This window comes from Bacillus sp. FSL K6-1033, assembly GCF_038630765.1.
Taxonomy (GTDB): domain Bacteria; phylum Bacillota; class Bacilli; order Bacillales; family Bacillaceae; genus Bacillus; species Bacillus altitudinis.
Genome location: NZ_CP152041.1, coordinates 1,230,200 through 1,253,286, shown reverse-complemented (window position 1 = coordinate 1,253,286; position 23,087 = coordinate 1,230,200). Strand labels below are relative to the sequence as shown.

General features: G+C 42.6%; 25 protein-coding genes, 1 riboswitch and 1 other annotated feature. Of the genes, 4 read left to right on the top strand and 21 right to left on the bottom strand.

Annotated elements, in window-relative coordinates:
• Positions 1 to 111: 111 nt before the first annotated feature.
• The 3 genes from MHH31_RS06325 to purU all read right to left on the bottom strand — a co-directional run bounded on the left by MHH31_RS06325 (position 112) and on the right by purU (position 3,691).
• On the bottom strand, positions 112 to 1,359 hold the full coding sequence (locus MHH31_RS06325) for a glutamate-5-semialdehyde dehydrogenase (RefSeq protein WP_342495389.1): 1,248 nt from the start codon (positions 1,357 to 1,359) through the stop codon (positions 112 to 114).
• A gap of 12 nt (positions 1,360 to 1,371) precedes the next feature.
• Complete coding sequence (gene proB / locus MHH31_RS06320) at positions 1,372 to 2,469, bottom strand: glutamate 5-kinase (protein ID WP_138278441.1); 1,098 nt, start codon at positions 2,467 to 2,469, stop codon at positions 1,372 to 1,374.
• Positions 2,470 to 2,525: 56 nt separating this feature from the next.
• Positions 2,526 to 2,745, bottom strand: a binding site (T-box leader).
• A gap of 43 nt (positions 2,746 to 2,788) precedes the next feature.
• Positions 2,789 to 3,691: a formyltetrahydrofolate deformylase gene (purU, locus tag MHH31_RS06315; RefSeq protein WP_007498809.1), complete on the bottom strand. Its 903-nt coding sequence runs from the start codon at positions 3,689 to 3,691 to the stop codon at positions 2,789 to 2,791.
• A 163-nt stretch (positions 3,692 to 3,854) separates the two neighbouring features.
• On the opposite strand from purU, the gene MHH31_RS06310 reads away from it, so the two are divergent.
• The gene (locus MHH31_RS06310) at positions 3,855 to 4,040 is read left to right on the top strand and encodes a hypothetical protein (RefSeq protein ID WP_024719622.1); all 186 of its coding nucleotides are present in this window, start codon (positions 3,855 to 3,857) and stop codon (positions 4,038 to 4,040) included.
• Between the two features lie 33 nt (positions 4,041 to 4,073).
• On the opposite strand, the gene MHH31_RS06305 is transcribed toward MHH31_RS06310, so the two are convergent.
• Both MHH31_RS06305 and MHH31_RS06300 read right to left on the bottom strand, forming a co-directional pair.
• Complete coding sequence (locus MHH31_RS06305; protein WP_025207223.1) at positions 4,074 to 4,388, bottom strand: multidrug efflux SMR transporter; 315 nt, start codon at positions 4,386 to 4,388, stop codon at positions 4,074 to 4,076.
• Positions 4,385 to 4,714, bottom strand: coding sequence for a multidrug efflux SMR transporter (locus MHH31_RS06300; protein WP_024719620.1), 330 nt, complete (start codon positions 4,712 to 4,714; stop codon positions 4,385 to 4,387). The genes MHH31_RS06305 and MHH31_RS06300 overlap by 4 nt, the downstream gene beginning before the upstream one ends.
• A gap of 66 nt (positions 4,715 to 4,780) precedes the next feature.
• A riboswitch (guanidine-I (ykkC/yxkD leader) is annotated at positions 4,781 to 4,890 on the bottom strand.
• 199 nt (positions 4,891 to 5,089) lie between these two features.
• On the opposite strand from MHH31_RS06300, the gene MHH31_RS06295 reads away from it, so the two are divergent.
• The gene (locus MHH31_RS06295; protein ID WP_024719619.1) at positions 5,090 to 6,133 is read left to right on the top strand and encodes a trifunctional transcriptional activator/DNA repair protein Ada/methylated-DNA--[protein]-cysteine S-methyltransferase; all 1,044 of its coding nucleotides are present in this window, start codon (positions 5,090 to 5,092) and stop codon (positions 6,131 to 6,133) included.
• A gap of 18 nt (positions 6,134 to 6,151) precedes the next feature.
• Here MHH31_RS06295 and MHH31_RS06290 read toward each other — a convergent pair whose 3' ends face one another.
• The 5 genes from MHH31_RS06290 to MHH31_RS06270 form a co-directional block, all read right to left on the bottom strand.
• Positions 6,152 to 6,697: a GNAT family N-acetyltransferase gene (locus MHH31_RS06290; RefSeq protein ID WP_039168722.1), complete on the bottom strand. Its 546-nt coding sequence runs from the start codon at positions 6,695 to 6,697 to the stop codon at positions 6,152 to 6,154.
• A 16-nt stretch (positions 6,698 to 6,713) separates the two neighbouring features.
• Entirely contained in the window at positions 6,714 to 7,202 is a 489-nt protein-coding gene (locus MHH31_RS06285; RefSeq protein WP_007498817.1) for a small multi-drug export protein, read from the bottom strand.
• Positions 7,203 to 7,312: 110 nt separating this feature from the next.
• Positions 7,313 to 8,065 (bottom strand): hypothetical protein, encoded by a 753-nt coding sequence (locus MHH31_RS06280; RefSeq protein ID WP_342495388.1) that lies wholly within the window; start codon positions 8,063 to 8,065, stop codon positions 7,313 to 7,315.
• A 4-nt stretch (positions 8,066 to 8,069) separates the two neighbouring features.
• A complete protein-coding gene (locus MHH31_RS06275) occupies positions 8,070 to 8,396 on the bottom strand; it encodes a PadR family transcriptional regulator (protein WP_019743451.1) in 327 nt (108 codons plus the stop codon).
• A 114-nt stretch (positions 8,397 to 8,510) separates the two neighbouring features.
• Positions 8,511 to 9,032, bottom strand: a complete 522-nt coding sequence (locus MHH31_RS06270; RefSeq protein ID WP_008346212.1) for an acyl-CoA thioesterase — start codon at positions 9,030 to 9,032, stop codon at positions 8,511 to 8,513.
• A gap of 179 nt (positions 9,033 to 9,211) precedes the next feature.
• Between MHH31_RS06270 and MHH31_RS06265 the strand changes: the two genes are divergently transcribed.
• Positions 9,212 to 10,072: a dimethylarginine dimethylaminohydrolase family protein gene (locus MHH31_RS06265; protein ID WP_342462462.1), complete on the top strand. Its 861-nt coding sequence runs from the start codon at positions 9,212 to 9,214 to the stop codon at positions 10,070 to 10,072.
• A 61-nt stretch (positions 10,073 to 10,133) separates the two neighbouring features.
• On the opposite strand, the gene MHH31_RS06260 is transcribed toward MHH31_RS06265, so the two are convergent.
• From MHH31_RS06260 to proG, 10 genes are all read right to left on the bottom strand, one after another.
• Positions 10,134 to 11,102 (bottom strand): oligopeptide/dipeptide ABC transporter ATP-binding protein, encoded by a 969-nt coding sequence (locus MHH31_RS06260; RefSeq protein WP_008346217.1) that lies wholly within the window; start codon positions 11,100 to 11,102, stop codon positions 10,134 to 10,136.
• Entirely contained in the window at positions 11,092 to 12,009 is a 918-nt protein-coding gene (locus MHH31_RS06255) for an NlpC/P60 family protein (RefSeq protein ID WP_342495387.1), read from the bottom strand. The genes MHH31_RS06260 and MHH31_RS06255 overlap by 11 nt, the downstream gene beginning before the upstream one ends.
• The gene (locus MHH31_RS06250) at positions 12,009 to 13,088 is read right to left on the bottom strand and encodes a dipeptide epimerase (protein WP_342495386.1); all 1,080 of its coding nucleotides are present in this window, start codon (positions 13,086 to 13,088) and stop codon (positions 12,009 to 12,011) included. The genes MHH31_RS06255 and MHH31_RS06250 overlap by 1 nt, the downstream gene beginning before the upstream one ends.
• Positions 13,085 to 14,026, bottom strand: coding sequence for an LD-carboxypeptidase (locus MHH31_RS06245; protein WP_017367085.1), 942 nt, complete (start codon positions 14,024 to 14,026; stop codon positions 13,085 to 13,087). The genes MHH31_RS06250 and MHH31_RS06245 overlap by 4 nt, the downstream gene beginning before the upstream one ends.
• A gap of 115 nt (positions 14,027 to 14,141) precedes the next feature.
• Positions 14,142 to 15,761: a peptide ABC transporter substrate-binding protein gene (locus tag MHH31_RS06240; RefSeq protein ID WP_268361372.1), complete on the bottom strand. Its 1,620-nt coding sequence runs from the start codon at positions 15,759 to 15,761 to the stop codon at positions 14,142 to 14,144.
• A complete protein-coding gene (locus MHH31_RS06235; protein WP_342495385.1) occupies positions 15,758 to 16,771 on the bottom strand; it encodes an ABC transporter ATP-binding protein in 1,014 nt (337 codons plus the stop codon). The genes MHH31_RS06240 and MHH31_RS06235 overlap by 4 nt, the downstream gene beginning before the upstream one ends.
• Positions 16,772 to 16,778: 7 nt before the next feature.
• On the bottom strand, positions 16,779 to 17,741 hold the full coding sequence (locus MHH31_RS06230; RefSeq protein WP_024719611.1) for an ABC transporter permease: 963 nt from the start codon (positions 17,739 to 17,741) through the stop codon (positions 16,779 to 16,781).
• On the bottom strand, positions 17,738 to 18,673 hold the full coding sequence (locus MHH31_RS06225) for an ABC transporter permease (protein ID WP_008346233.1): 936 nt from the start codon (positions 18,671 to 18,673) through the stop codon (positions 17,738 to 17,740). The genes MHH31_RS06230 and MHH31_RS06225 overlap by 4 nt, the downstream gene beginning before the upstream one ends.
• A gap of 18 nt (positions 18,674 to 18,691) precedes the next feature.
• Positions 18,692 to 19,516: a M55 family metallopeptidase gene (locus tag MHH31_RS06220; RefSeq protein WP_041092312.1), complete on the bottom strand. Its 825-nt coding sequence runs from the start codon at positions 19,514 to 19,516 to the stop codon at positions 18,692 to 18,694.
• A 189-nt stretch (positions 19,517 to 19,705) separates the two neighbouring features.
• Positions 19,706 to 20,530, bottom strand: a complete 825-nt coding sequence (proG, locus tag MHH31_RS06215) for a pyrroline-5-carboxylate reductase ProG (protein WP_061418776.1) — start codon at positions 20,528 to 20,530, stop codon at positions 19,706 to 19,708.
• 169 nt (positions 20,531 to 20,699) lie between these two features.
• Here proG and MHH31_RS06210 point away from each other — a divergent pair, with 169 nt between their 5' ends.
• Entirely contained in the window at positions 20,700 to 22,019 is a 1,320-nt protein-coding gene (locus MHH31_RS06210) for a trypsin-like peptidase domain-containing protein (RefSeq protein ID WP_342495384.1), read from the top strand.
• A gap of 42 nt (positions 22,020 to 22,061) precedes the next feature.
• Here the strand turns inward: MHH31_RS06210 and MHH31_RS06205 are convergent, their stop codons facing one another.
• Positions 22,062 to 23,012, bottom strand: a complete 951-nt coding sequence (locus MHH31_RS06205; RefSeq protein ID WP_342495383.1) for a ring-cleaving dioxygenase — start codon at positions 23,010 to 23,012, stop codon at positions 22,062 to 22,064.
• Between the last annotated feature and the right edge of the window lie 75 nt (positions 23,013 to 23,087).

Genomic DNA, 23,087 nt, shown 5'->3' with positions numbered 1-23,087 from the left:
AATCTTCTCAAAATATAAAACATTACCATATTTTATCATACTTGACCGAAGAAATACAAAAATGAAAGGAAAAAGAGAGCCTTGTGCGATAAGACTCTCTTTTTGGATGGGTTATTCTCTTATTTGTCCTTGACCACGAATGACAAATTTTTCAGAGGTTAGGGCTGGCAGACCCATTGGTCCTCTAGCATGCAATTTTTGTGTGCTAATGCCGATTTCCGCTCCGTAGCCAAATTCAAAGCCATCTGTAAACCGGGTAGATGCATTATGATATACAGCGGCAGCATCAACGGCTGTTAAGAAAAGTGCCGCATGCTGCTCGTTTTCCGTAATGATCGCTTCAGAATGCTTAGAGCTATACATTTGAATATGCTGTATCGCCTCTTCCATGGTCTTGACGGTTTTAATACTGACAATCGGCGCTAAAAATTCCGTTTCAAAATCAGTGGTCGTCGCTAATGTGGCACTAGGTGCAAGTGCACATACTGCTTCATCGCCCCGTATTTCTACACCATGTGTCTGAAGTGCTTCAAAGAGCGAAGCGCCATGTTCTTTTGCCCATGTTTCATGAATGACAATGCTCTCAATGGCATTACAAACAGATGGTCTTTGTGTTTTCGCATTCAGAACAATTTGTTCAGCCATTTCTTTTAGGGCTGTTTCATCAATGTAAATATGACAATTCCCTGCACCCGTCTCAAGTACTGGAACAGTAGACTCTCTCACAACAAGATCAATTAAATGTTTCCCGCCGCGTGGAATAAGGACATCTAGATAGTCATTTAAAGTGAACAAGGTTTTAGCCGTCTCACGGCCTGTATCTTCAATCAATTGTACACTGTCTACGGGAATATCCGTTGGTTGCAGCGCTTCATGAATGACTTTCACAATCGCTTTATTACTATGAATGGCCGATGAACTTCCTCGAAGAATCACAGCATTTCCAGTTTTCAAGCAAAGAGTGGCCGCATCGACTGTCACGTTTGGTCTTGCTTCGTAAATCATCCCAACCGTTCCAAGAGGCACACGTACTTTTTCAATGAAAAGCCCGTTTTCTTTTTGAATGGTCTCTAATGTTTCACCAATTGGGTCTTTGAGCTGAATAAGTTGATGCGTAGCGTCTGCAATCGCTTCAATTCTCTCTTCTGTTAATGTAATTCTGTCGATCACAGATGGCGTGAACTCTTTGTCTATAGCCGCCTGAACATCTTTTTGGTTTTCGGCAATTAAATAAGCTGAAGATGCTTTTAATGCTTTTGCAATAGCGTCTAATGCAGCATTCTTTTGTTCAGTTGTTTTTAATAGCAGCTGATCTTTGGCTGCGCTTGCCTTTTTTGCTTTTTCTAGAACTTCATTCATCGTTTTCCCTCCTCAGTTTTGTACGTGCTGAACCCAGTGATCTCGGTGAATGACTTCAGGTTTTTCATGAGAAAGCTCATGACTTCGCATCCCTTTAATGCCAAGAAGCTCATCTGAATCATACAATGTTTGTCCTTTACCGACTAATCCGTTTGGACCAACAACTTCGACGACCTCTCCTTTAGAAAATTCACCAGCTACATCAATGACACCAGCTGGAAGAAGACTCCTTCCATTATGCAAAATCGCCGCCTCTGCCCCCGCATCAATCATGATCTTTCCAGAGACTGGTGAGTGGAATTGAATCCATTGGCGACGGTTATTGACTGATGATAAGTCTTGTTCACCAATATATGTGCCGTCCCCTTGACCAGCGAGAATGTGAAGAAGCTTGTCTTCCCCTGTACCTGTGCCAATGAAGACTTTAACGCCAAGGGAGAGAGCTGTTTGTGCAGCTGAAAGCTTAGATTTCATCCCGCCTGTTCCAACCTTTGAACCCGTACTCTTCGCATATGAGAACAATTCATCTGAAATGTGAGTCAGCACATCAAACCGCTTCGCATCAGGATTCTCACTTGGATTGGCATCATAAATTCCGTTGATATCTGTTAAAATGATCAATTGGTCTGCATGAATTAAGCCACTGACCAGTGCTGATAACATGTCATTATCACCAAAGGTAAGCTCCTCGATGGACACAGAGTCATTTTCATTAATGATCGGTAAAATTTTTCTTTCGAGCAGTTCCATCATTGTTGCGTAAGCATTTCGATATCTTGTACGATCTGAAAAGTCATTACGTGTTAAAAGCATTTGTGCAGGCGTCATCTGAAACTGTGAAAATAGTTCTGTATATTTCTGCATTAACAAGCCTTGACCAACAGCAGCAGCAGCCTGCTTCCCTTTTAAGGTCACAGGTCTTGACGGATATCCTAAACTGCCAAATCCCGCCGCAACAGCACCTGACGAAATGAGAATGATTTCATGTCCTGCCTCTTTTAGCTTTGCGATGGCTTTGACATGATCCTGCATTTTGTGTTCATCAATGGCTCCCTTTTGCTCTGTTAATGAACTGCTACCAATTTTTATGACGATCCTTTGCTTTTTCATCATTGATTCCCTCCGCTATACCTTTCACCACATAAAAAATCCCTTTTTCTCCTTATGTAAAGGACGAAAAAGGGATTTTCCGTGGTACCACCTTCATTGAATAAGCATACGTCTGCTTATTCCACTCAACTCCTGTAACGCCAGGCATGCGCTTAGATTTTTCCTCTAAGGCTCAAAGGGTAGGTTCAGCAGCTGTCTGCGGCAAATGTTTCAGCATGTCATTTGCTCTCTTTTACACATCAGGTCCTGCTTACTATTCCTTCTCAACGCTCGTTAATTTTTTTATATTATCACCAATTGCTTCAGAAAAGTCAAGCGGTCAATTAAACACAATCGTTTTATTCTCATGAACAATGATTCGATCTTCCAGATGCCATTTGACAGCTCGGGCAAGCACACTGCGCTCAATCGTGCGGCCAATATTTTTTAATGCCTCTGCATCATCTCTATGATCTACCCGCTCAATATCCTGTTCAATGATTGGCCCTTCGTCTAAATCATTGGTGACATAATGGGAAGTCGCGCCAATTAATTTGACTCCCCGCTCGTATGCCCGCTTGTATGGGTTTGCACCGATAAACGCTGGCAGGAAGGAATGATGAATATTAATGATTTTGTTCGGGTGCTGTTCGATAAAGGCTGGCGTCAAAATTTGCATGTATCTCGCAAGCACAACCGCATCAATATCATATTCTTCTAATAATGCAAGCTGTTGTTTTTCTGCATCTTGGCGAATGTCTTTATTTGCTTTCACGAAGTGGAATGGAATGCCGAGTGCTTCGACTGTATCTTTTGCCGTTTCATGATTGCTGATGACAACCGCTATTTCAGCCATTAAATTACCGCTTTGCCATTCCCATAAAAGTTCATGTAAACAATGAAGCTCTTTGGACACAAAGATCGCCAGCTTTTTCAGATCACTTGCACGCGACATGCTCCATGTCATGTGAAATGATTGCGCAATTGGCTCAAAACTGCTTTTCAATTGATCTAAGTTGGCAGAAATGTCTTTCCAATCAAATTCAATTCTTAAAAAGAACCGGCCGCTCTCATGATCTGTTGTGTATTGACTAGATTCAATGATGTTTGCTCCATGTTCAAATAAAAAAGTAGAAACAGCTGACACAATACCAGGCTGATCCGGGCAGCTGACTAAAAGCCTTCCTTTTTGCTCATGCTTTTGTCTGTGTAATTCAAGTTTCTCTGTAATCAATGTTCTCATTTCTTATGACCTCATTTACATTTTTCATTCTAATGAAATATTATACTGGACTGGAAAGAGAAAAAGCAATTAAGCGTCGTGTTTTTTATTGAATATTCATTCAATTCTGCACCTAGCGTGATATAATATGAATAGACCTTTTATCACAAAAGGAGTGATGGAGATGAAAAGCATGACTTTGTTTGGTAAAGTGAGCTTTTGGCTCGGCATCGTATGTCTAATCACGGGCATTTATCTATTTATGACCGGAGAAAGACTCATTCCTTTACTTACATTTGGTGTATGTTTTCTGCTTGTGAGTCAGCTTTACCGCAAAAATGAAAACGATTCCAATCATCATTCGATGTAGCAAAAAGGCTGGCACATGTTTGCCAGCCTTTTCTTATTCAATGATTTTCAACCCGACCGCTGCTGATAAAATGAGTGCGATAAAGAAAATACGTTTTGCGTCTTTCGACTCACCATAAAACATCATCCCAACAATCGCTCCTCCAGCTGCTCCGATTCCTGTCCAAATCGCATACGCCGTTCCCATCGGAATTGTATTCATCGCAAGAGACAGCATCAAAAAGGATAGCGAAAATCCAGCTGCTATGAAGAAAATCCATTTGACATGGCGATCTTTCTGGAATTGATTCATCATGGTGACACAAAGCATTTCTAAGATGCCTGCCCCAATGAGTAAAAGCCAGCTCACGATTCAGCCTCCCCTTTCTTTTCACCTGTGGTCAATTTGAGTCCTAATACACCGCTTAAAAGCACCATGATCAAAAGTAATTTTACTAGCTGTACCGGTTCACCCATGACCATCCCTACTATGACCGTACCTGCTGTTCCAAGTCCGGTGAAAACGGCGTAAAGTGTGCCAACTGGAAGTACAGTCGTGGCTTTCAGGAGTAAATAAAAGCTGACAACAATACAAACGATGGTTGCGCTCCATTCCAATATAGAGCCAGCATATTTCAACCCCATCACCCAGCCGACTTCAAATACGGCTGCAATCAAAACATTTCCCCATTTCATTCGATCTCTTCCTTTCTTACCGATTCCAAGCAATAAAAAAAGCCCGGAAATCGATCGTTTGATCAAATCTCCCGGGCTTTTATCCCTCCGTGTCCATACGGTCTATTGTCTAGACCCTATGTGTTTTCTCTCGGTCCAGACTGCGCTGCCCGCACGGAACCCTAGAAAACCAATTCATGATAATCAGATCTAGCATACAGCCGATTCTGTATGAAAAAGTGTATCACACCCTGATATGCCGGTCTACCACTTTGCTTTTCCCCTTCAAATATACTTGTTCATTTTTCGAAAGAAAGTGGATGAAAGCGAAGTATACTAAATGTTAGAAAGAGGAACGACCACATCACTGATATAATAAAACAAGAGGTGGATCAAATGATGATGACCGACGAACAAAAACACGAATTTTATCAAGCACTTGTTGATAAGAATCCGCAATATGACGGCACGTTTTTTGCTGGTATTAAAACAACCGGCATCTTCTGCCATGCCACGTGCACTGCTAGAAAACCAAAATATGAGAACTGCGAGTTTTTCTTTACAGCAGAGGAGGCGCTGCTTGCAGGGTATCGGCCGTGTAAGCGATGCACGCCTTTAACATATCCTAACAGCATTCCAGAAGAAGTCAAAACACTTGTATCAGCAGTTGAAGAGAGTCCTGAGAAACGGTGGAAAGAAGAAGATTTTCGCCAATTAGGGATTCACTCTGCAACAGCTCGGAGAAAATTCAAAGAAATCTATGGAATGACCTTTGTTCAATATGCTAGATCACGCCGAATGGGGCTAGCGTTTAAAGAGATTCTGAACGGAAAAAAAGTCATTGATCAGCAAGTCACCTTCGGTTACGAGTCTTCCAGTGCCTTCAATGATGCCTTTACGAAAATCATGGGAAATCCACCCAAAAAGGCGCAAGTCAATATTTTGCATGCGAATTTTATTTCTACTCCGATTGGGCGGATGATGAGCATTTCAGATGCAACCCATGTGTATTTGCTTGAATTTATGGACAGGCGAGGATTAGAAAGAGAAATTGAGAACATCAGAAAAAAACATCATGCCCGTATTTTAGTTGGAGAAACAAACGTCCATCAGCAATTAGCAAAGGAATTGGCCTTATATTTTGAAAAGAAACTCACGCAGTTTACTGTGCCACTTGCTATACATGGCACCCCTTTTCAGAAAAGGGTATGGGATCTTCTATTACAGATTCCGCCAGGCGAAACGAGATCGTATCGAGATCTTGCCATCATGCTTGGCGATCCCCATTTGGTTCGGGCAGTTGGAAATGCAAATGGTGCCAATCAGTTGGCCATCATCATTCCTTGTCACCGAGTCATTCAAACAAGCGGTGAACTTGGCGGATATGGCGGGGGAATCGAACGAAAGAAATATTTACTTCAGTTAGAACAGCGTCTATAAAAGAAAAAGCGGCTCTCCTTATGATTCAAGCGAGCCGCTTTTTCCGTCACGAGTAACACTGTAAACATCAATCATTTGATCCCATTTTGAAATAGTTTTTTCTTTTTTCATCCCCATTTTCATTGCGACCTTGACTGACGCTTCATTGTCAGGGCGAATTAAGCTGACCATTCGTCTCACCTTCATTTCGTCAAAACCATACGCAAGACAGCCTTTTGCAGCCTCAACAGCATATCCTTTTCCCCATGCCGATCTCTTTAGCATATAGCCAATTTCAAGCTCTGTTTGTCCTTCGACGTTTTGGAGAACAATTCCGCTTTGTCCAAGTGGTTCTTTCGTTTCTTTTTCTTCAATGATCCACAGAGATGTATGGAATGTGCGGTCATTCTTTTGATTCCAAGCAATCCACTCTTTTGTCTGCTTTTCATCCTTTAGTGAAGGATAATACTTCATGACCTCTTCATCTTGGAACAGCTTTTCATATAAAAAAGGCGCATCGTCTTCATCCATTGTTCTCAGTCTGAGACGCTCTGTTTCGAGCACGATCCGTGTTTGATGTGCCATTTTTTATCCCCCCTGCTTACTTGCTAAAAATATCTCCGAACAACCCATTTGAATCTGGGGCAAAGTAATGGAACCCCGCACCCGTTAAACTAGCAGCTAATGCGGTCCACATGATTAAACTGACCGTCATCCACACAGTGACTTGTTTTCTTTTCGTACCGAAGCTCATACACATAAAAGCCGCTAAATGACTGCCAATAATAAAAGGACCGATAAGTGCCAAACCAGGGAGACCGTACCGTTCCCAAACCTTTCTGGCTTTCAGCTGTTTTTTCTCTCCTTTTTCATCATGTTTCTCCTCTTTCCTCTTCAGCCACCACGCTTTAAATCGGTCCACGAAGACGATGAGTAGCAAGACGGTAAGAAAGTTGCCGACGAATCCAATAACTGCCGTTGTCACAGGATGCAGACCACTTAAAATCCCCAGCGGAACGACACCAACCACTTCAAAGAAAGGTAAAGCAGCCAATATAAAAACGAGTACATACCCCCATACAATATCCAATCACAGAACCCCTTTTCATTTTTGTCCTCTTCTCATTGTAAAGAAAAATGTGATCCCATATCTACATTTTTTTAGAAAAAGAAAAGCACATCGCAAGTGATGTGCTCTATCTACATTAAATGTTCATTTTTCTTGTTTGTTTTCTGTAAAAAAGCGATTGTGAGCAAGACTAAAATCACAATGGATACCAGACTTGTGAAAAGAAGCATCAGAGGTGATGTCCATCCAAGCCATTCGAATAGGAGCTGCGGCCCAAAGAAGATCACCGGAATGAGCGACACCATATTGGCTTTTAAAATGGCATTCAATAAGACAATACACAGCAGCAACAGAAGAATGACGCCCCATCTTTGGCCCGAGGTCAGCACAAGTAAAGGAGTACCAAGTTTTTGGTCCAATAATTTCACTGTGATCAAGGCTGTCATCTGAAAAACACCTAATATCCAAAAATAAAAGAATGCCCTCCCGCTTGTTTGAAAGGCAGAAGCTCTAAACATCACAATGGTCATGATCACATTGGCCACTATGATCAGCGGATAACCAATGAGTGCATACCAAGAATACGATAAACTTTGACTGATGGCATCTGCTAACATCATGTAAAAAAGAGATCCAATTAAAAAAGCACTGACAAACGGAACCCAGTCTTTATGATTTCTAGAAAGCTCTTTCGCTAGCTCATCAGCAAAGCCCCGTGGATCTCCGCCAAATACATCTTCCCCTGTTTTCCCCTCTTTCTCAGCTTCGACAGCGTGTGTCGTTAATTCATCCATCACTTCGTCGATCTCGTCCTGATTTTTCCCTTTTGATATGAGATAGAGTTGCAGCTCTAATAAGATGTGTCTCGTTTCTTTTGTTACCATCTTCTCACTTCCCTTTATGTAATAATCGCTCTACATTCCCTGACAGCTCATTCCATCGCATGGTAAAATCAGTCAGCGCTTCTTCGCCTCTTTGTGTGAGCGTATAGTATTTCCTTTTCGGCCCACTCGCCGATGCTTTTGTGGACGTACTGACCAGCTGTTCTTTTTGCATGCGCAGCAAGATCGGATAAATACTACCTTCACTAATTTGATCAAACCCATAGTGCGCAAGCTTCTTTGTCATTTCATAGCCATAAATTTCACCTTCAGAAATAATCGACAGTAGGCATCCTTCTAAAATTCCTTTTAGCATTTGTGTTGATTGTGTCATCATCGATCCTCCGCTTTCAGTACCTTGCATGACAAGATAGTTTGATCTTACCACACACTATCTTGCCATGCAAGATACCGACTCAGAAAAAAATCACCGCTTAAAGGGTGATTTTTACGCCCAAGGCTTATCCGTCCCAAGTGCGTCAGCCAAAGCTTTACTATGCTTCCGGCGGCTTTTTCTTTCCTCTGCCCGCTGCTTCGCTGTTTGATGAAGCATGATTTCTTCCTCTGTTTCCGGCATGACTTGTGGAACTCGTTTTGGCTTCCCGTTTTCATCAAGCGAGACAAAAGTAAGAAATGAAGTTGCTGCGAGTCTGCGCTCTCCAGACATCAAGTTTTCCTTAATGACTTTGACGAATACTTCCATAGAAGATGTACCGACCCATGTCACATAAGATTCTAAGCAGACGGACTCTTTCTGTCCAATCGGCTCTAAAAAATCAACTGAATCCATTGATGCGGTGACTGTTTCACTACGGCTGTGTCTTGCTGCCGAGATGGAAGCAATGTCATCTATATAACTCATTAATTTCCCACCAAATAACGTTTGGTGGTTATTCGTATCGAGGGGGAATACCCTGCTGGTTTTCACAACTTTCGATTCCTTGCAGTATTTGAAATTTTCTTCACTCATCGTCATAGCTCCTTCTTGCTGTTTTCGTTGATGCGGAACGACTTTTATTAAACACTATTCTATTAGGTTTGTCTAAACTTTTTGCTTTAGTCTCTCATGAGAGATTTTCTTTCGGAAATGTTTCAACATTTACTAGAAGGAGGAATAATATAATTATCGATAAACAAGGAGGCCCTTTGATGGATTCTATGAAATCAGAGAAAGTGTATAAAACGCCGCAATGTATGAGTGAATATGATGATTTACAAGAAGTCCTCTTATGCAGTCCAATTTATATGGAAATTAAACAGATCATCAATGAAACCCAAAAGCATTTTGCAAGAGAAAATATTTCTCAAATCAAAGCCCTCACGCAGCATAAGCAATTCATCCAAACGCTGAAAAACCATCATGTCCGGCCTGTCCTTCTTCCTGCAAATGAACGTTTCCCTGAACAAGTCTTCACTCGGGATATTGGATTTACAATTGGACAGACTTTATTTGTTTCAAACATGGCAGCCCCTGTCAGACAAGGAGAAGAACATTCCTTAAATGAATGGGCACAGACAAAAGGATGGACAACCATCACGCTGGATGATGGAACGATTGAAGGCGGCGATGTGCTTGTAGACCAAACCCGGGTATTTGTGGGGATCAGCAAAAGAACAAATCTAGCCGCCATCCAGCAGCTCAAAAAAGAACTGCCGAATCACGACATCATTCCTATTCATCTTCCTTCTCACATTTTGCATCTTGATTGTGTGATGAATATTCTTTCTCATCATGAGATCTTGATTTACCCTGAAGCTTTTACGGAAAAGGATCTTCATATGCTCAAAAAGCATTATGATCTCATTGAAATAAGTGAGCAAGAGCAGTTCACACTTGGACCAAATGTGTTGTCCATTGGTCAGAAAAAAGTCATCAGCTTACCAATCAACCAAGAAACAAATGCTGCATTAACAGCCCGCGGCTACACCGTCATTGAAGTGGATTTTTCAGAAATCATTAAATCCGGCGGCTCTTTTAGATGCTGTACATTACCTATTAGGCGTTCATAAAAGCCAAAAAGCCAGCTTGTCTACTCGCTGGCTTTTTAAATGCTTACCTTCTTCCCTCTATCTATTTCCTATCATATAAATGACAGGCCACTTCATGTCCTTCTTCGACTGCTTGTAATACTGGCTTTTTGTCCGCACATACATCCATTGCAGCAGGACATCTTGTCCGAAATACGCAGCCGCTTGGCGGATTCACTGGACTTGGAATTTCTCCCTTTAAAATAAACCGCTTGCGTTTATCTTCCACATCAGGATCTGGAATCGGGATAGCAGACAGCAATGCTTGTGTATATGGATGAAGCGGTGTTTTATATAAAGCATCACTGCTAGTCATCTCCACGAGATGCCCTAAGTACATGACACCGATTCGATCGCTAATATATTTAACCATCGATAAATCATGGGCAATAAATAAAAACGTCAATCCTTCTTCTTTTTGCAGTTTTTTCAGCAAATTCACGACTTGAGCTTGAACGGATACATCTAGTGCAGAAATCGGCTCATCTGCCACGATAAACTTTGGTGATAAGGCTAGTGCTCTAGCAATCCCTATTCTTTGCCTCTGACCTCCGCTGAATTCGTGAGGATAGCGTGTAGCAAAATCATGACTTAGCCCCACCGCTTCAAGCAGTTCCTTCACGCGCTCGAGCCTTTTCTTTTGACTGCCATACAATTGGTGGATTTCCATCGGTTCTAGCATAATATCTTTTACAGAGAGCCTAGGATTTAAAGAAGAATACGGATCTTGAAACACCATTTGAATTTGTCTATTGAAATCAAATGATTCTCGGTTCGATAAGTGATGGAGACTTTTCCCTTCATACAAAGCTTCACCTTCTGTCGGGTCATAAAGCCGCATGAGCACTTTTCCAAGTGTAGATTTACCGCAGCCTGACTCACCAACAAGACCAAAGGTTTCGCCTTGTTTCAGCTGAAAGGTGACACCATCTAATGCTTTTAACGTTCTTCCTTTCGATAGATGAAAATGCTTTTTTAAGTTGTTGACTTGCAGAAGTGGTTCACTTCCCATCACATCTCCCCCTCTCAGCTTTCAAATACCGCCTTGTTCCTGCCCATTCCTGTTCATATGAAGTACCAGAAAGAGAAAGGAGTTCAATCTGTCTGCCCGTTTTAGGCGAGTGAAGCATCATGCCATCTCCAGCATACATCCCTACATGGCGAACTGCTCCCTTCCCATTGTCATTGGCAAAAAACATGAGATCACCTGGCGCCAAATGGTTTGATGCGACTGGAGTTCCTTGAACTGCTTGGTCACTTGCGTCTCTCGGTAATAAACATCCACACGCTTTGTACATACTGTAAACAAAACCCGAACAGTCGTAGCCATAGCTGCTCATGCCGCCCCACAAATATGACAGTCCAATAAATTGTTTTCCTATGGCTAAGACATCCTTGCCGCTCATAGAAGAAGGTGATGAAGCGTGGCGCACATCTTCTTTTTTGATTTCTCTTCTTCCTACTGGAGTTAGAACATCAAAGGAATCGCTCATTTCTTCAACAAGTGCTAGTTCTGTTAAAAAACTAATCTCCATATCCGGTATTCCGTTTTGATATAAAACCGCTTTTTTCTGACAAACAATCAAGGGACTAGCAGGTGGTTCACTCTCTGATACTTCATTTAATTGCACTACGGGGATATAACCTGGGTAGCCTTGCGGGTGTTTCCGGCTTGCCTGCTGCGGGATGACAACTTTCATCCAGCCATCTGTCTCCTCCAGCCCAATGACTCGTTCGCCAAGCAGTACTTGGGTTTGAATAAGGTTTTCTTCACATAAGGCCAATTTCTGTTCATATGTTTGCTCATCAATCCATTCTTTGATCTGGACGGAACTTTGAAGAACGTGTCGATCCATTTCTCTCGGCGACTGCGGTGCTGTCCATATATTTGCGACTGGAACCTTTGATTCATATAACATCATAAGACCCCTTTCACTCTTTGAATGCCTAACCCATGATGCGGTGGAAAGAGAATATCTTTCCCTTGATAGATAATTCCTCCGTCTATTAAGTCCTCTTTGAGCATAAGCGGCGCATCAAAATCGTAACGGGTAATATTCGGTTGGCTTGCAGCAAGATGAGCGGCTGCGGTAATCCCTAGTTTTGATTCGATCATACTGCCAACCATGCACTTGACGCCGTATGCTTCTGCTAAACTATTGATTTTCAGCGCTTTTTTGATACCGCCTGTTTTCATTAATTTTAAGTTGATGAGATCACAGCTTCTCGTTTCTAACACCTTGATGGCATCATGGAGGCTAAAAATACTTTCATCTGCCATAATCAATGTGTCTGTTGCTTCCGTCACCCGGCGCAGACCCTCGATGTCTTCTTTAGGCACTGGCTGCTCGACTAGTTCAATATCGAGTGCCTCCATTTTTCGAATGGCGACAATCGCTTCCTTACATGTCCAGCCTTGGTTGGCGTCAAGCCTGATTTGAATATCCGGCCCGACTTTTTCTCGAATCCGTTTGATCCGCTGAATATCCGTATCTATATCATCTTTTCCCACTTTGATCTTTAAGGTACGAAAGCCTTCAGCTGCATATTGCTTCGCATCCTCTGCCATTTCTAACGGACGGTTGACACTAACCGTGTAATCCGTTTCCAGCTGATTACGATAACCACCAAGATATTGATAAAGCGGCAGGCCAGCCTGCTTCGCTAAACCATCGTAAATCGCCATATCTATTGCAGCCTTTGCACTCGTGTTTCCTACAAGTACACGGTCGATCGCTGAAAAAATTTGTTCATATTGTGACAATGAGGCCCCAATCAAGATCGGCCTCATCACAGCGCAAATAGCATAGTCGATGCTTTCCAGTGTTTCACCTGTAATGACCGATGTCGGCACTGCCTCTCCATAGCTGACATCGCCTTGATCATAGGTGATGATCACAATAAGAGATGCGGCGTCATACACCGTTCTTAATGCTGTTTTGAAAGGCTTCTTTAGCGGTACACTCGTTCTGCATGTGCGAACATCTACGATTTTCATTTGATCGCCTCTTTCGCTGCAACACCTGGGGAAATATGCAGTTTTTTCCCTGTAGCATCTAATGTAGCCTGCACGCCGATTGGAATGGCGAAGTTTGGAGAGGAATGACCGATCCGAAAGCCGCCAAGTGCAGGTTTCTGTTGCGGGACAATATACGTCTCCCATAACTGATCGAGCGTCAACGACTGCTCTTTCTTTTTCGGCTCACATTGATGAAAATCACCAATGATAAATCCCGCCGCATCATGTAATTTTCCTGCAGAGGCTAGGTGCTGCATCATTCGATCGATTTTATATGGTTCTTCGTCTATATCTTCTATCAATAAAAGCTTCCCCTTTGTATCAATTTCAAAAGGTGTACCAAGTGTCGTGACAATAAGGGCAAGATTTCCTCCGGTGATTTCGCCTGAAGCCGTGCCATGATAAAAAGTGTGAAGAGGTGACAGGTGGTTCGTATACGAAAAGGCTTTCGGAGTGAATAGCTGTAAAAAGGTATCCTTTGTATACGGATGAACCTCTTCAAGTCCCACATCAGAGGAGAGCATTGGACCATGAAAGGTGACAAGACCCGTCTGCTGCTGAATGGCTGTATGTAAAAATGTAATATCACTGTATCCCCAAAAGATTTTTGGGTTCCGGCGAATCAAATCATAATCAATGGCTTCTGCAATTCTTCCTGTTCCGTATCCTCCGCAAGCACAAATCACTGCCTTCACGTCTGGATCTTGAAACATGTGATGAATATCTTCCACTCGTTCATGATCATGACCTGCTAAATAACCATACCGGGAGTCGATATACTTCCCCTTTTTCACCTTTAGCCCTAAGCTTTCTAAAAAAGAAATACCTCTTGCTAATTTCAGCTCATCAGGCGGGCTTGCTGGTGCAATGATTCCCACTGTATCTCCTGTTTGAAGTGCCACTGGCAGATGGTTCACGCCAATCCCCTCTTTCTCTTCGTTTCTTTCAATCTATGGGCATCTTCTTCATAACATGAACAAATAAAGGAACAGACGCTTTTTTCAAAGCGTCCCGTTCTCTCATTTTTTTCATTTACTCTCCATCTACCTGTGCCCATTTCAAATCAATGTAACCAACAGGATGGCGGACAATGCCCTTTACGCCTTCTTTTTGTAAATAGACTTGGTTATAAAAATGAATGGGAATGATCGGTGCTTCTTCCATCAGAAGTGCCTCGGCATCATGCAGCATACGATTTCTCTTTTGTTCATCTGCTTCTTGACTCGCCTTTTTGATCAGCTGATCATACGTATCATTTGACCAACCTGTCCGGTTCATCGCATTTCCTGTTTGGAAGCTCTCTAAGAAATTGATAGGGTCTGCATAGTCAGCTAGAAATGAACTTTGCGAGAATTGGAATTTGAGTGCCTTTTGATCTTCTGCAAACACATTTGCTTCCATGTTTGCAAGCTTCACATCTACCCCTAGCGCTTCTTTTAATTGCTGCTGAATGGCTTCTGCTTTCTTCTTATTTTCAGGCTTTGTACTGTATGTTAATGTGACAGGCGGCAGCTTTGAATAGTTCTCTTCTTTCAACCCTTTTTCTAATAGTTTTACAGCTTCACTCGTATCATGTTTGACAAGGTCGCCGCCAGCTTCTCTGAAATCTTCACCCTTTGAATCTAAAATTCCTGGTGAAACGAAGGCACGTGCTGGCTTCTCTTCATTTTTCGTCACATACTCTACAATATCCTGAGGATTGATCGCCATTTGAAAGGCTTTGCGAATGTTCTTATTTTGAAAAGGCTCCATGTTGACATTTAGACGATAAAAAAACAGCCCTGCTTGATCCTCAATTTGCACATCTTTGCTTTTTAACAGGTCTTCACTTTGTTCTGCGGGAACGAAGGCCGTATCTAAATCTCCTGATTGATACATTTGGTAATCTGTGTTTCGATCACTGATCATGAGCCATTTCACTTGATCTAGCTTGACCGTTTGTTCGTCCCAATATGTGTCATTTTTTTCCATTGTAAAGCTTTCATCATGCTTCCACTCTGTCAGCTTAAACGGTCCATTGCCGACAAAGGTTTTCGCATCCTTGGCCCAGTTTGGGTCCTTTTCCGCTACCTTCTCATTCACTGGGAAAAAGGCAGGGTTTGCCGTCATATTTAAGAAAGATTTCTGCGGGTATGCTAGCTTGACCTCTAGCGTTTGATCATTAACAGCCTTGACTTTTACATCTTCTTTCTTCCCTTTTCCGCTGTTAAACGCTTCGCCCCCTTCAATCATATAAGCTAAGAATGCCGCAGAAGAGCCCGTCTTTGGATCTAGCAGCCGCTTCCACGCATATTCAAAGTCACTTGCTTTGACTGGATCACCATTTGACCACTTAATCCCATCCCTTAAATGGAACGTGTACGTTTTTCCGTCCTTTGAAATGTCCCATTTTTCCGCCATGGCAGCAGATGGTTCGTGCTTCTCATTCAGTCTCGTTAATCCTTCCATTAAGTTATTGAGCCCTTGCCAGGACACATTATTAAAACCAATGGGCGGATCAAATGATGTCGGTTCGTTTTCGTTATTTAATGTTAAAACTTTCTCTTCACCCTTGCTTGAAGATCCTTTGCCTGCTTGCTCATTGGCTGTACATCCTGCAAGCAGCATCACTGTGATAAAGCACATACTGAGAATCCAACCTGTTTTTCTCATGAAAAACTCCCCCTTTGTGTTGAAGATAAAACCGTTTGCTTCGCTCGTTCATCTTGAAGCCAGCAATTTACTGCATGTGTAGGTGAACGCTGCGTTTCATGCGGCATAATATGATCACACACTTTCATCGCAGACGGACATCGATCGGTATATGGACAACCTTTTGGCGGAGCAAATAAATCTGGCGGGCTTCCTTCAATAGGAATGAGTTCATCTTTCATATCCAGCCTTGGAACGGATTGCAGCAGCCCTTTTGTATAGGGATGCTGTGGACTGTAAAAGATATCTCGCCTTGTCCCAACTTCAACGATTTTTCCCCCGTACATGACAGCCACTCGATCAGCGACTTGTGCTACGACCCCTAGGTCATGTGTGATTAAAATAATCGTCACGCCTGTTTTTTTCTGAATCTCTTTAAATAGTTCTAAAATCTGCGCCTGTATGGTGACATCTAGTGCAGTTGTCGGTTCATCTGCAATCAGCACCTTCGGCTCACAAATAAGAGCCATTGCAATCATGAGCCGCTGCCTCATGCCGCCGCTGAATTGATGCGGATATTGCTTCAGCCTCTCTTTCGGCTGCGGTATCCCCACCAAATCAAGCATACGAAGCGCCTCTTCTTTCACTTCTTTTTTTGTCAGCTTCTGATGCACTTTTGCAGCCTCCATCAGCTGATCTCCAATTGTCAGCGTTGGGTTGAGTGCCGTCATAGGATCTTGAAAAATCATGGAGATATCGACACCACGAATGCTTCGCATGTCTTTTTCAGATAATGACAGCAAGTTGCGATCACGAAACCAAATTTCCCCTTGATCGACTTGTGCGCTATATGCAGGGAGAAGCCGCATGATACTTTGAGACGTCACACTTTTTCCGCAGCCTGATTCTCCGACAATGGCGAGGGTTTCTTTTTCATACACATCCACATTCACCCCGCGTACCGCTTGAACAGAACCGCCATATGTCCGAAAGCTAACATGCAGATCGATAATCCGAAGCATTTTTTTCATCACGCCATCACCTCTTCATCTTCGGATCAAGCGCATCTTGCAAGCCATCACCTAAATTATTAAAGCAAAACATCGTCAGCGAAATAAAAAATGCCGGAAAGAATAAACGCCACCAGTGACCATTATCTGACAGCACTGTCGGCAAGGCATCATTGGCCATCACACCCCAGCTTGCAAACGGCGCTTGAATCCCTAAACCAAGAAAACTTAAGAACGCTTCAGCAAATATCGCTGTCGGTACAGTCAGCGTCATCTGGACAATAATCGGTCCCATCGTATTCGGCAGTAAATTTCTGCGAATGATGCGCAAACTTTTTGCGCCAAAGGTTTTCGAGGCAAGGACATATTCTTGGCTTTTCAGCTGAAGGACTTGACCTCTCACGATTCTTGCCATCCCAATCCATCCTGTGACAGTGAGCGCCACAATAATAGTGACAAGCCCAGGCCCCATCAGAACCATCAATAAAATGACGACGAGTAAATACGGCAGACCGTAAAGCACCTCGACGATCCGCATCATGACATGGTCATACTTCCCGCCTTTATAGCCTGCAATACCGCCATAGATGACACCGATTGCAAAATCAATGAGAGCGGCCATCACGCCCACAAATAATGAAATGCGTGCGCCGTACCAAGTACGTGTAAACACATCACGTCCAAGTTCATCTGTTCCAAACCAGTGAGCAGCTGACGGTGGCAAGTTTTGCATGGAAAGCCGCTGTTCTGTCACACTATTCGGTGCAAGGAGTGGGCCTAATACAGCCATGACGAAAAGAAAAATCAGCACCGATAAACTAAACATAGCGAGTTTATTTTGTTTTAACCGTCGCCAAGTATCTGCCCAATACGAAAGTGAGGGTCTTTTAATGGCATGGACTTCAGATGTCTTTTGTTCTTTAGGAGCAAACCATTCATCTGGCACTTCATGCGCTTGATTCGTTTGATCATGCTGAAGATGTATACTCATGCCTTTCCTCCTTTCTGATGCAGCTGGATCCTTGGATCAAGCAGACGATATGTCACATCTACAATGAAAAGAAGGGTAATTAAGATGATGCTGTAAAAAACAGTGGTTCCCATGATGACAGGATAGTCACGATTATTAATACTCTCAACAAAGTATTTTCCCATTCCAGGGATCGCAAATATTTTTTCAATCACAAAACTGCCTGTTAAAATACTTGCGACAAGTGTGCCAAGGATCGTGACAACAGGTAAAAGCGCATTCCGCAGGGCATGTTTAAACACAATTTTATAAGGGGAAAGTCCTTTCGCTTTTGCAGTTCGAATATAGTCCTGCGACAGCACTTCAATCATGCTCGATCTCGTTAACCGGGCAATGATAGCCATTGGACCTACCGCCAGTGCAATGGTAGGAAGCACCATATGCATTGGACTTGTCCACATCGCTGTAGGAAAGAGCTTTACATTCACAGCAAGCTGCTGAATTAATAAGGTAGCAAAGATAAAGTTTGGTATGGATATACCGAAAACAGCAATCGTCATGGCGATATAATCAATCAAGCCATTATGCCGGAGGGCAGCCATGATTCCGAGCAAGATGCCGGAGATGACAGCAATCAAAATAGAGATAAGACCAAGTTCTAATGAGACTGGAAAACCTCTCGCCAATAAATCATTGACACTTTCAGAAGGCTTTTTAATGGAAGGACCAAAATCAAAAGTAACGATGGATTTTAAATAGATCATATATTGAACATAGAGTGGTTCGTCTAAGTGATAGTAGCTTTCGAGGTTTCGCTGGACAGTTTCGTTTGTATTTCGTTCTTCATTGAAGGGCGATCCTGGGATGACCTTCATTAAAATAAACGTTAAAGTTGTGATGGTTAAAATCGTGGCAATCATGGCAATCAAACGCTTGAGCAAAAAGCTGGCCATCTGCTGTCTCCCCCTCGCTTAACAAAATGTTGTACGTGCGGCAAGCTCTGTCATGACAAGCATCGCTTGGTAGGCTTCTAATATATTCTCTGCTTGGTACGTCACCGTTGTTGTCCCTTCGATGATGGCCGTACCCGGCATTAAATTCGCCCATTCGGCTTGTCCATAATTGGCAAACTCGATTTTCAGCACTGGCTGCTCAGGAGGCGTGAGCGGCTTCATTTGATGAATTTGTTTCATGGCAGCTTCCACTTGCTGCGAGATGAGGGTGCTTACTTTCGCTGGTGTTAAGCATTTCACAGCAGATCTTGAAATGGTTTCTTTCACCGCCACTGTTTTCACGCCAGGCATTAACTTTTCGGCTTCAAGTGCCGCTTGATCGTCTCCGCATACAAGAATGACTGGAACACCATAATAACCTGCGACATACGCATTAAAGCCCATTTCACCAACTGGATGATCATTTATGTAAAAATGTCTGACACCAAAAATCATACTGTGAGACATCACACCTTTCATTGATGCCCTCGCATGGTAGCCTAAAAAAACAGCGGCATCATACGTTTGATCTAATCCTTGAACCATTGAATAAGGCTTTACATCCCCTGATATGAGAGATGCTTCCTCATGCAAATCTTCAATCAACAGATTATTCATTTTAGAATGGCTATCATTCACTAAAATATCGGTCGCCCCATGTGTAAGAAGAGCTTCTACACAGGCGTTCACTTCACCTGTCATGATTTTTCTCCCGCGCTCATAATTGTGCTGGCGGCTATCAACAAATGTATGATCAGCTAGACCAGTAATTCCCTCCATATCGACTGATACATAGAGCTTCATCCCCATCCCCCTTTAATTAAACTTAAAATTTGTGTATATTTTTCTAAATTTTCTAAAAAATTATATGAGAACTTGATTGATTTTTCAATACAATGTCTGAAAATAAGGAAATTAGACTCAGGTAATACAGGTCAAAAGCATTGATGCGAAAGGATTTATTTTACAGAAAAAACACCACTAGCTATGTCTTTAGTGGTGTTTGTCTGCTTCATCGATTTGCGATTTTAGCTGCGCATATTTTTTCATCGTTTGTGTAAACAAGTCATCGAACATTTGCGGTGCCTGCTGCTGGATGACTGCAGCGCCTTCTCCTGTAATCCCGCCTTTTGTTGCGACCCTATTCACCGTTTCAGCAAATGTCAGTCCGTGTTCAACAAGAACTTGTCCTGTACCGAGCAGCGCATATGTTAAAAATTCATAGGCTTCTTCTAAAGAAAGCTCACTATTCCGAACAGCGGCTCTCGCCATTTCTTCAAAGATTGCTGCAATAAAGCCCGGAGAAGAGCTTGTCAAATTACTCGCCGCATCAAACCGGTCCTCTTCCACTTCCCTGACGATACTAAAAGCTGAAAGCAGGCGGTGGAGTCGTTCTTGTGCCTCCTGTCCAGCAGTTTCACCATGCGCCACAAGGGATACACCCGTCCCTACGGCTGATGTCAAAGTGGGAATGTATCTAGAAACCGGCTGATTCGTATGTTGCATTAATTTGTCTAACGTGACAGCCGCTGCCACTGATACGATATGAAGAGATGTCTTTGCGGGGCTCAGCTGATCTAATACATCAAGTACAGCAAGCGGTGGTACACAAACAAACACGACATCACATGATGCAGAGATGTCATCTAAAGAGCAAATGTTGACATGCTGGTTCTTCTCTTTCAGCTGTTGCAGCCGCTCCGTTTCACTTCTTGTATGGATCATAAACTGACTGGCATGAAGTACTCCTTTGTCCAGCCATTTTTGTACCATCATATCTGCCATGCTTCCATATCCAATGATTCCAATAGTCTCCACAGTTTAATCTCCTCTATTTTGCTTAGATTCACTACTTATTTTAACAATTTCCCACAATGTTTTCATTTTTATCCCACACTTTTTTCTTACGATAAAGTCAGTATCCACCACATACGGTCAATCACCTTAAACACATACATGTAAAAATCGATGAAAGAGAGTGATCTTGATGACACATCACAAAGATGAAAAACACACTTCTTATGAATTACAAACCATTGAACAGCCGAAAAAAAAGCAGAAGAAGCCAAGTGGCTGGCTGAAGCCATTTGTCAGCGGGATTGTAGGAGGTACGTTAGCGTTAGGTGTTTACGTTCTAACTCCATATGCTCAGCATTCAGAAAATAGTTCAACTGATTCGTCAACGAAAACAGCCGCTGTATCGACAAATGATACAAGTACAAATTCGTCAAAAACAACAGCGTCACAAACATCGAATTCGACCAGCAGTATTTCAAATATGGTCGAAAACGTATCACCAGCCATTGTCGGCATTACAAACTATCAAACACAAAGTCAAACAACCACAGATTTTGGCGATATGAACACACCTTTTGGTGGATCACAGCAAAATCAAAACAGCAGCAGTCAAGAACAAGAAAGCGGTACCGGATCAGGGGTTATTTTCAAAAAATCCGGCAGTAAAGCCTATGTATTAACAAACAACCATGTGATTGAAGGAGCAAATAAATTAACAGTCTCCTTGCATAATGGCAAGACGGTAGCAGGAAAAGTGGTTGGTTCTGACCCGCTGACTGATCTTGCTGTCGTGGAAATTAGCAGCAGCGGCGTTACAAAAGTCGCTGAACTTGGAGACTCCTCATCCCTTCGTGCGGGAGAAACCGTCATCGCAATCGGAAACCCGCTTGGTGAAGATTTATCAAGAACAGTGACACAAGGAATTGTCAGCGGTGTGGATCGAACAGTTTCTATGGATACATCAGCTGGCGAAAGCAGTATTAATGTCATTCAAACAGATGCCGCCATTAACCCCGGTAACAGCGGCGGACCGCTTTTAACAACAGACGGAAAGGTTGTGGGGATCACCAGTATGAAAATTTCTGAAACAGGTGTGGAAGGTATCGGGTTTGCGCTCCCAATCAATGATGTCAAACCAATTGCAGAGCAGCTTCTCACAAAAGGAAAAATCGAACGACCTTATATCGGTATCAGCATGCTGGATCTCGAACAAGTACCAGATGCTTATCAGAAGGAAACGCTTGGACTGACAAGCAGTCAGCTGGATAAAGGCGTGTACGTAAAAGAAATCGCTGCTGGCTCACCTGCTGCAAAAGCTGGATTAAAGGCAGAGGATGTTATCACCGCCATCAATGGCAAAAAAGTGACAACCGGCAGTGAATTACGCCACGAGCTTTACACGAATGCAAAAGTAGGAGATACCATCAGCATCACACTCGTTCGTAATGGAAAAGAAGAAACAAAACAAGTGACATTAACGCAATCTGAATCAAAGCAAGTCAGTTCTTAACGAAAAAAGCAGCTCATAAAAATTGAGCTGCTTTTTTCATGTTCACTTGATTGGGACCAATCTTTGTTCAATTTCTGCTCGTTTGTGCTCTAAAAATGGCGGAAGTGCTAATTGATCACCAAGTTCATCCACGCTTTCATCCACTGTAAATCCCGGACCGTCTGTTGAGATTTCAAACAAAATGCCGTTTGGCTCTCTAAAATATAGGGCTTTAAAATAAAAACGTTCTACAACACCAGAGTTGGTGAAACCGGCTTTGGCTATTTTATCATGCCATTTTTCAAGCTCTTCTGCGTCCGCTACACGAAAAGCTACGTGATGAACACTCCCTCTGCCAGATCGCTCAGCAGGTCCTTCTGCTTTTTCAATGACATGAATCTCTGTTCCAGCTCCGCCTTGTCCTGATTCAAAAATCGTCACGATTTCCCCATCATTTGATTGTTCACGTGCTTTTTCTGTGAAACCAAGGATGCTCGTTAACACACTGATCGTTTTATCTGCTTCTGCGACTGTTAATTCTACTGGTCCCAAACCTCTGATCGCAAAATCAGCAGGAATCTCATCATGCACTGGTGGCTTCGCTCCATCTTGCACGTTTGGTTCTACAGTCAAAAACAGCTGCTGTCCTTCTGGATCTGTAAATTTCAAAGCAGGTCTGCCGCCTCTTAAAGAAGCTGTTTCTTTCTTTACACCTTTTTCTTCAAAGCGCTTTTCCCAAAATGTGAGTGCCTCTTCTGAAGTGACAGTCAAACCTGTGCGTGAGATCGCATTTGTTCCGTCCAACCGGCGGGCGAGCATCGGTATTTCAAAAAACGTCAGCTCTGTACCAGGTGAGGCGACCTCATCTCCATAAAATAGATGATACATCGATGGATCATCTTGATTGACTGTTTTTTTCACCAGTTTTAAGCCAAGGATTTGGCGGTAGAAATCAACGTTTTTCTGAGCATTTGCTGTTAGTGCTGATACGTGGTGAATCCCATTTATTTTCATTGTGTTCACTCCTATTATAAAATATCTCGAATTCAAGATAATATCCTTATGAATAAAATAGGTCATTTTAGAAGA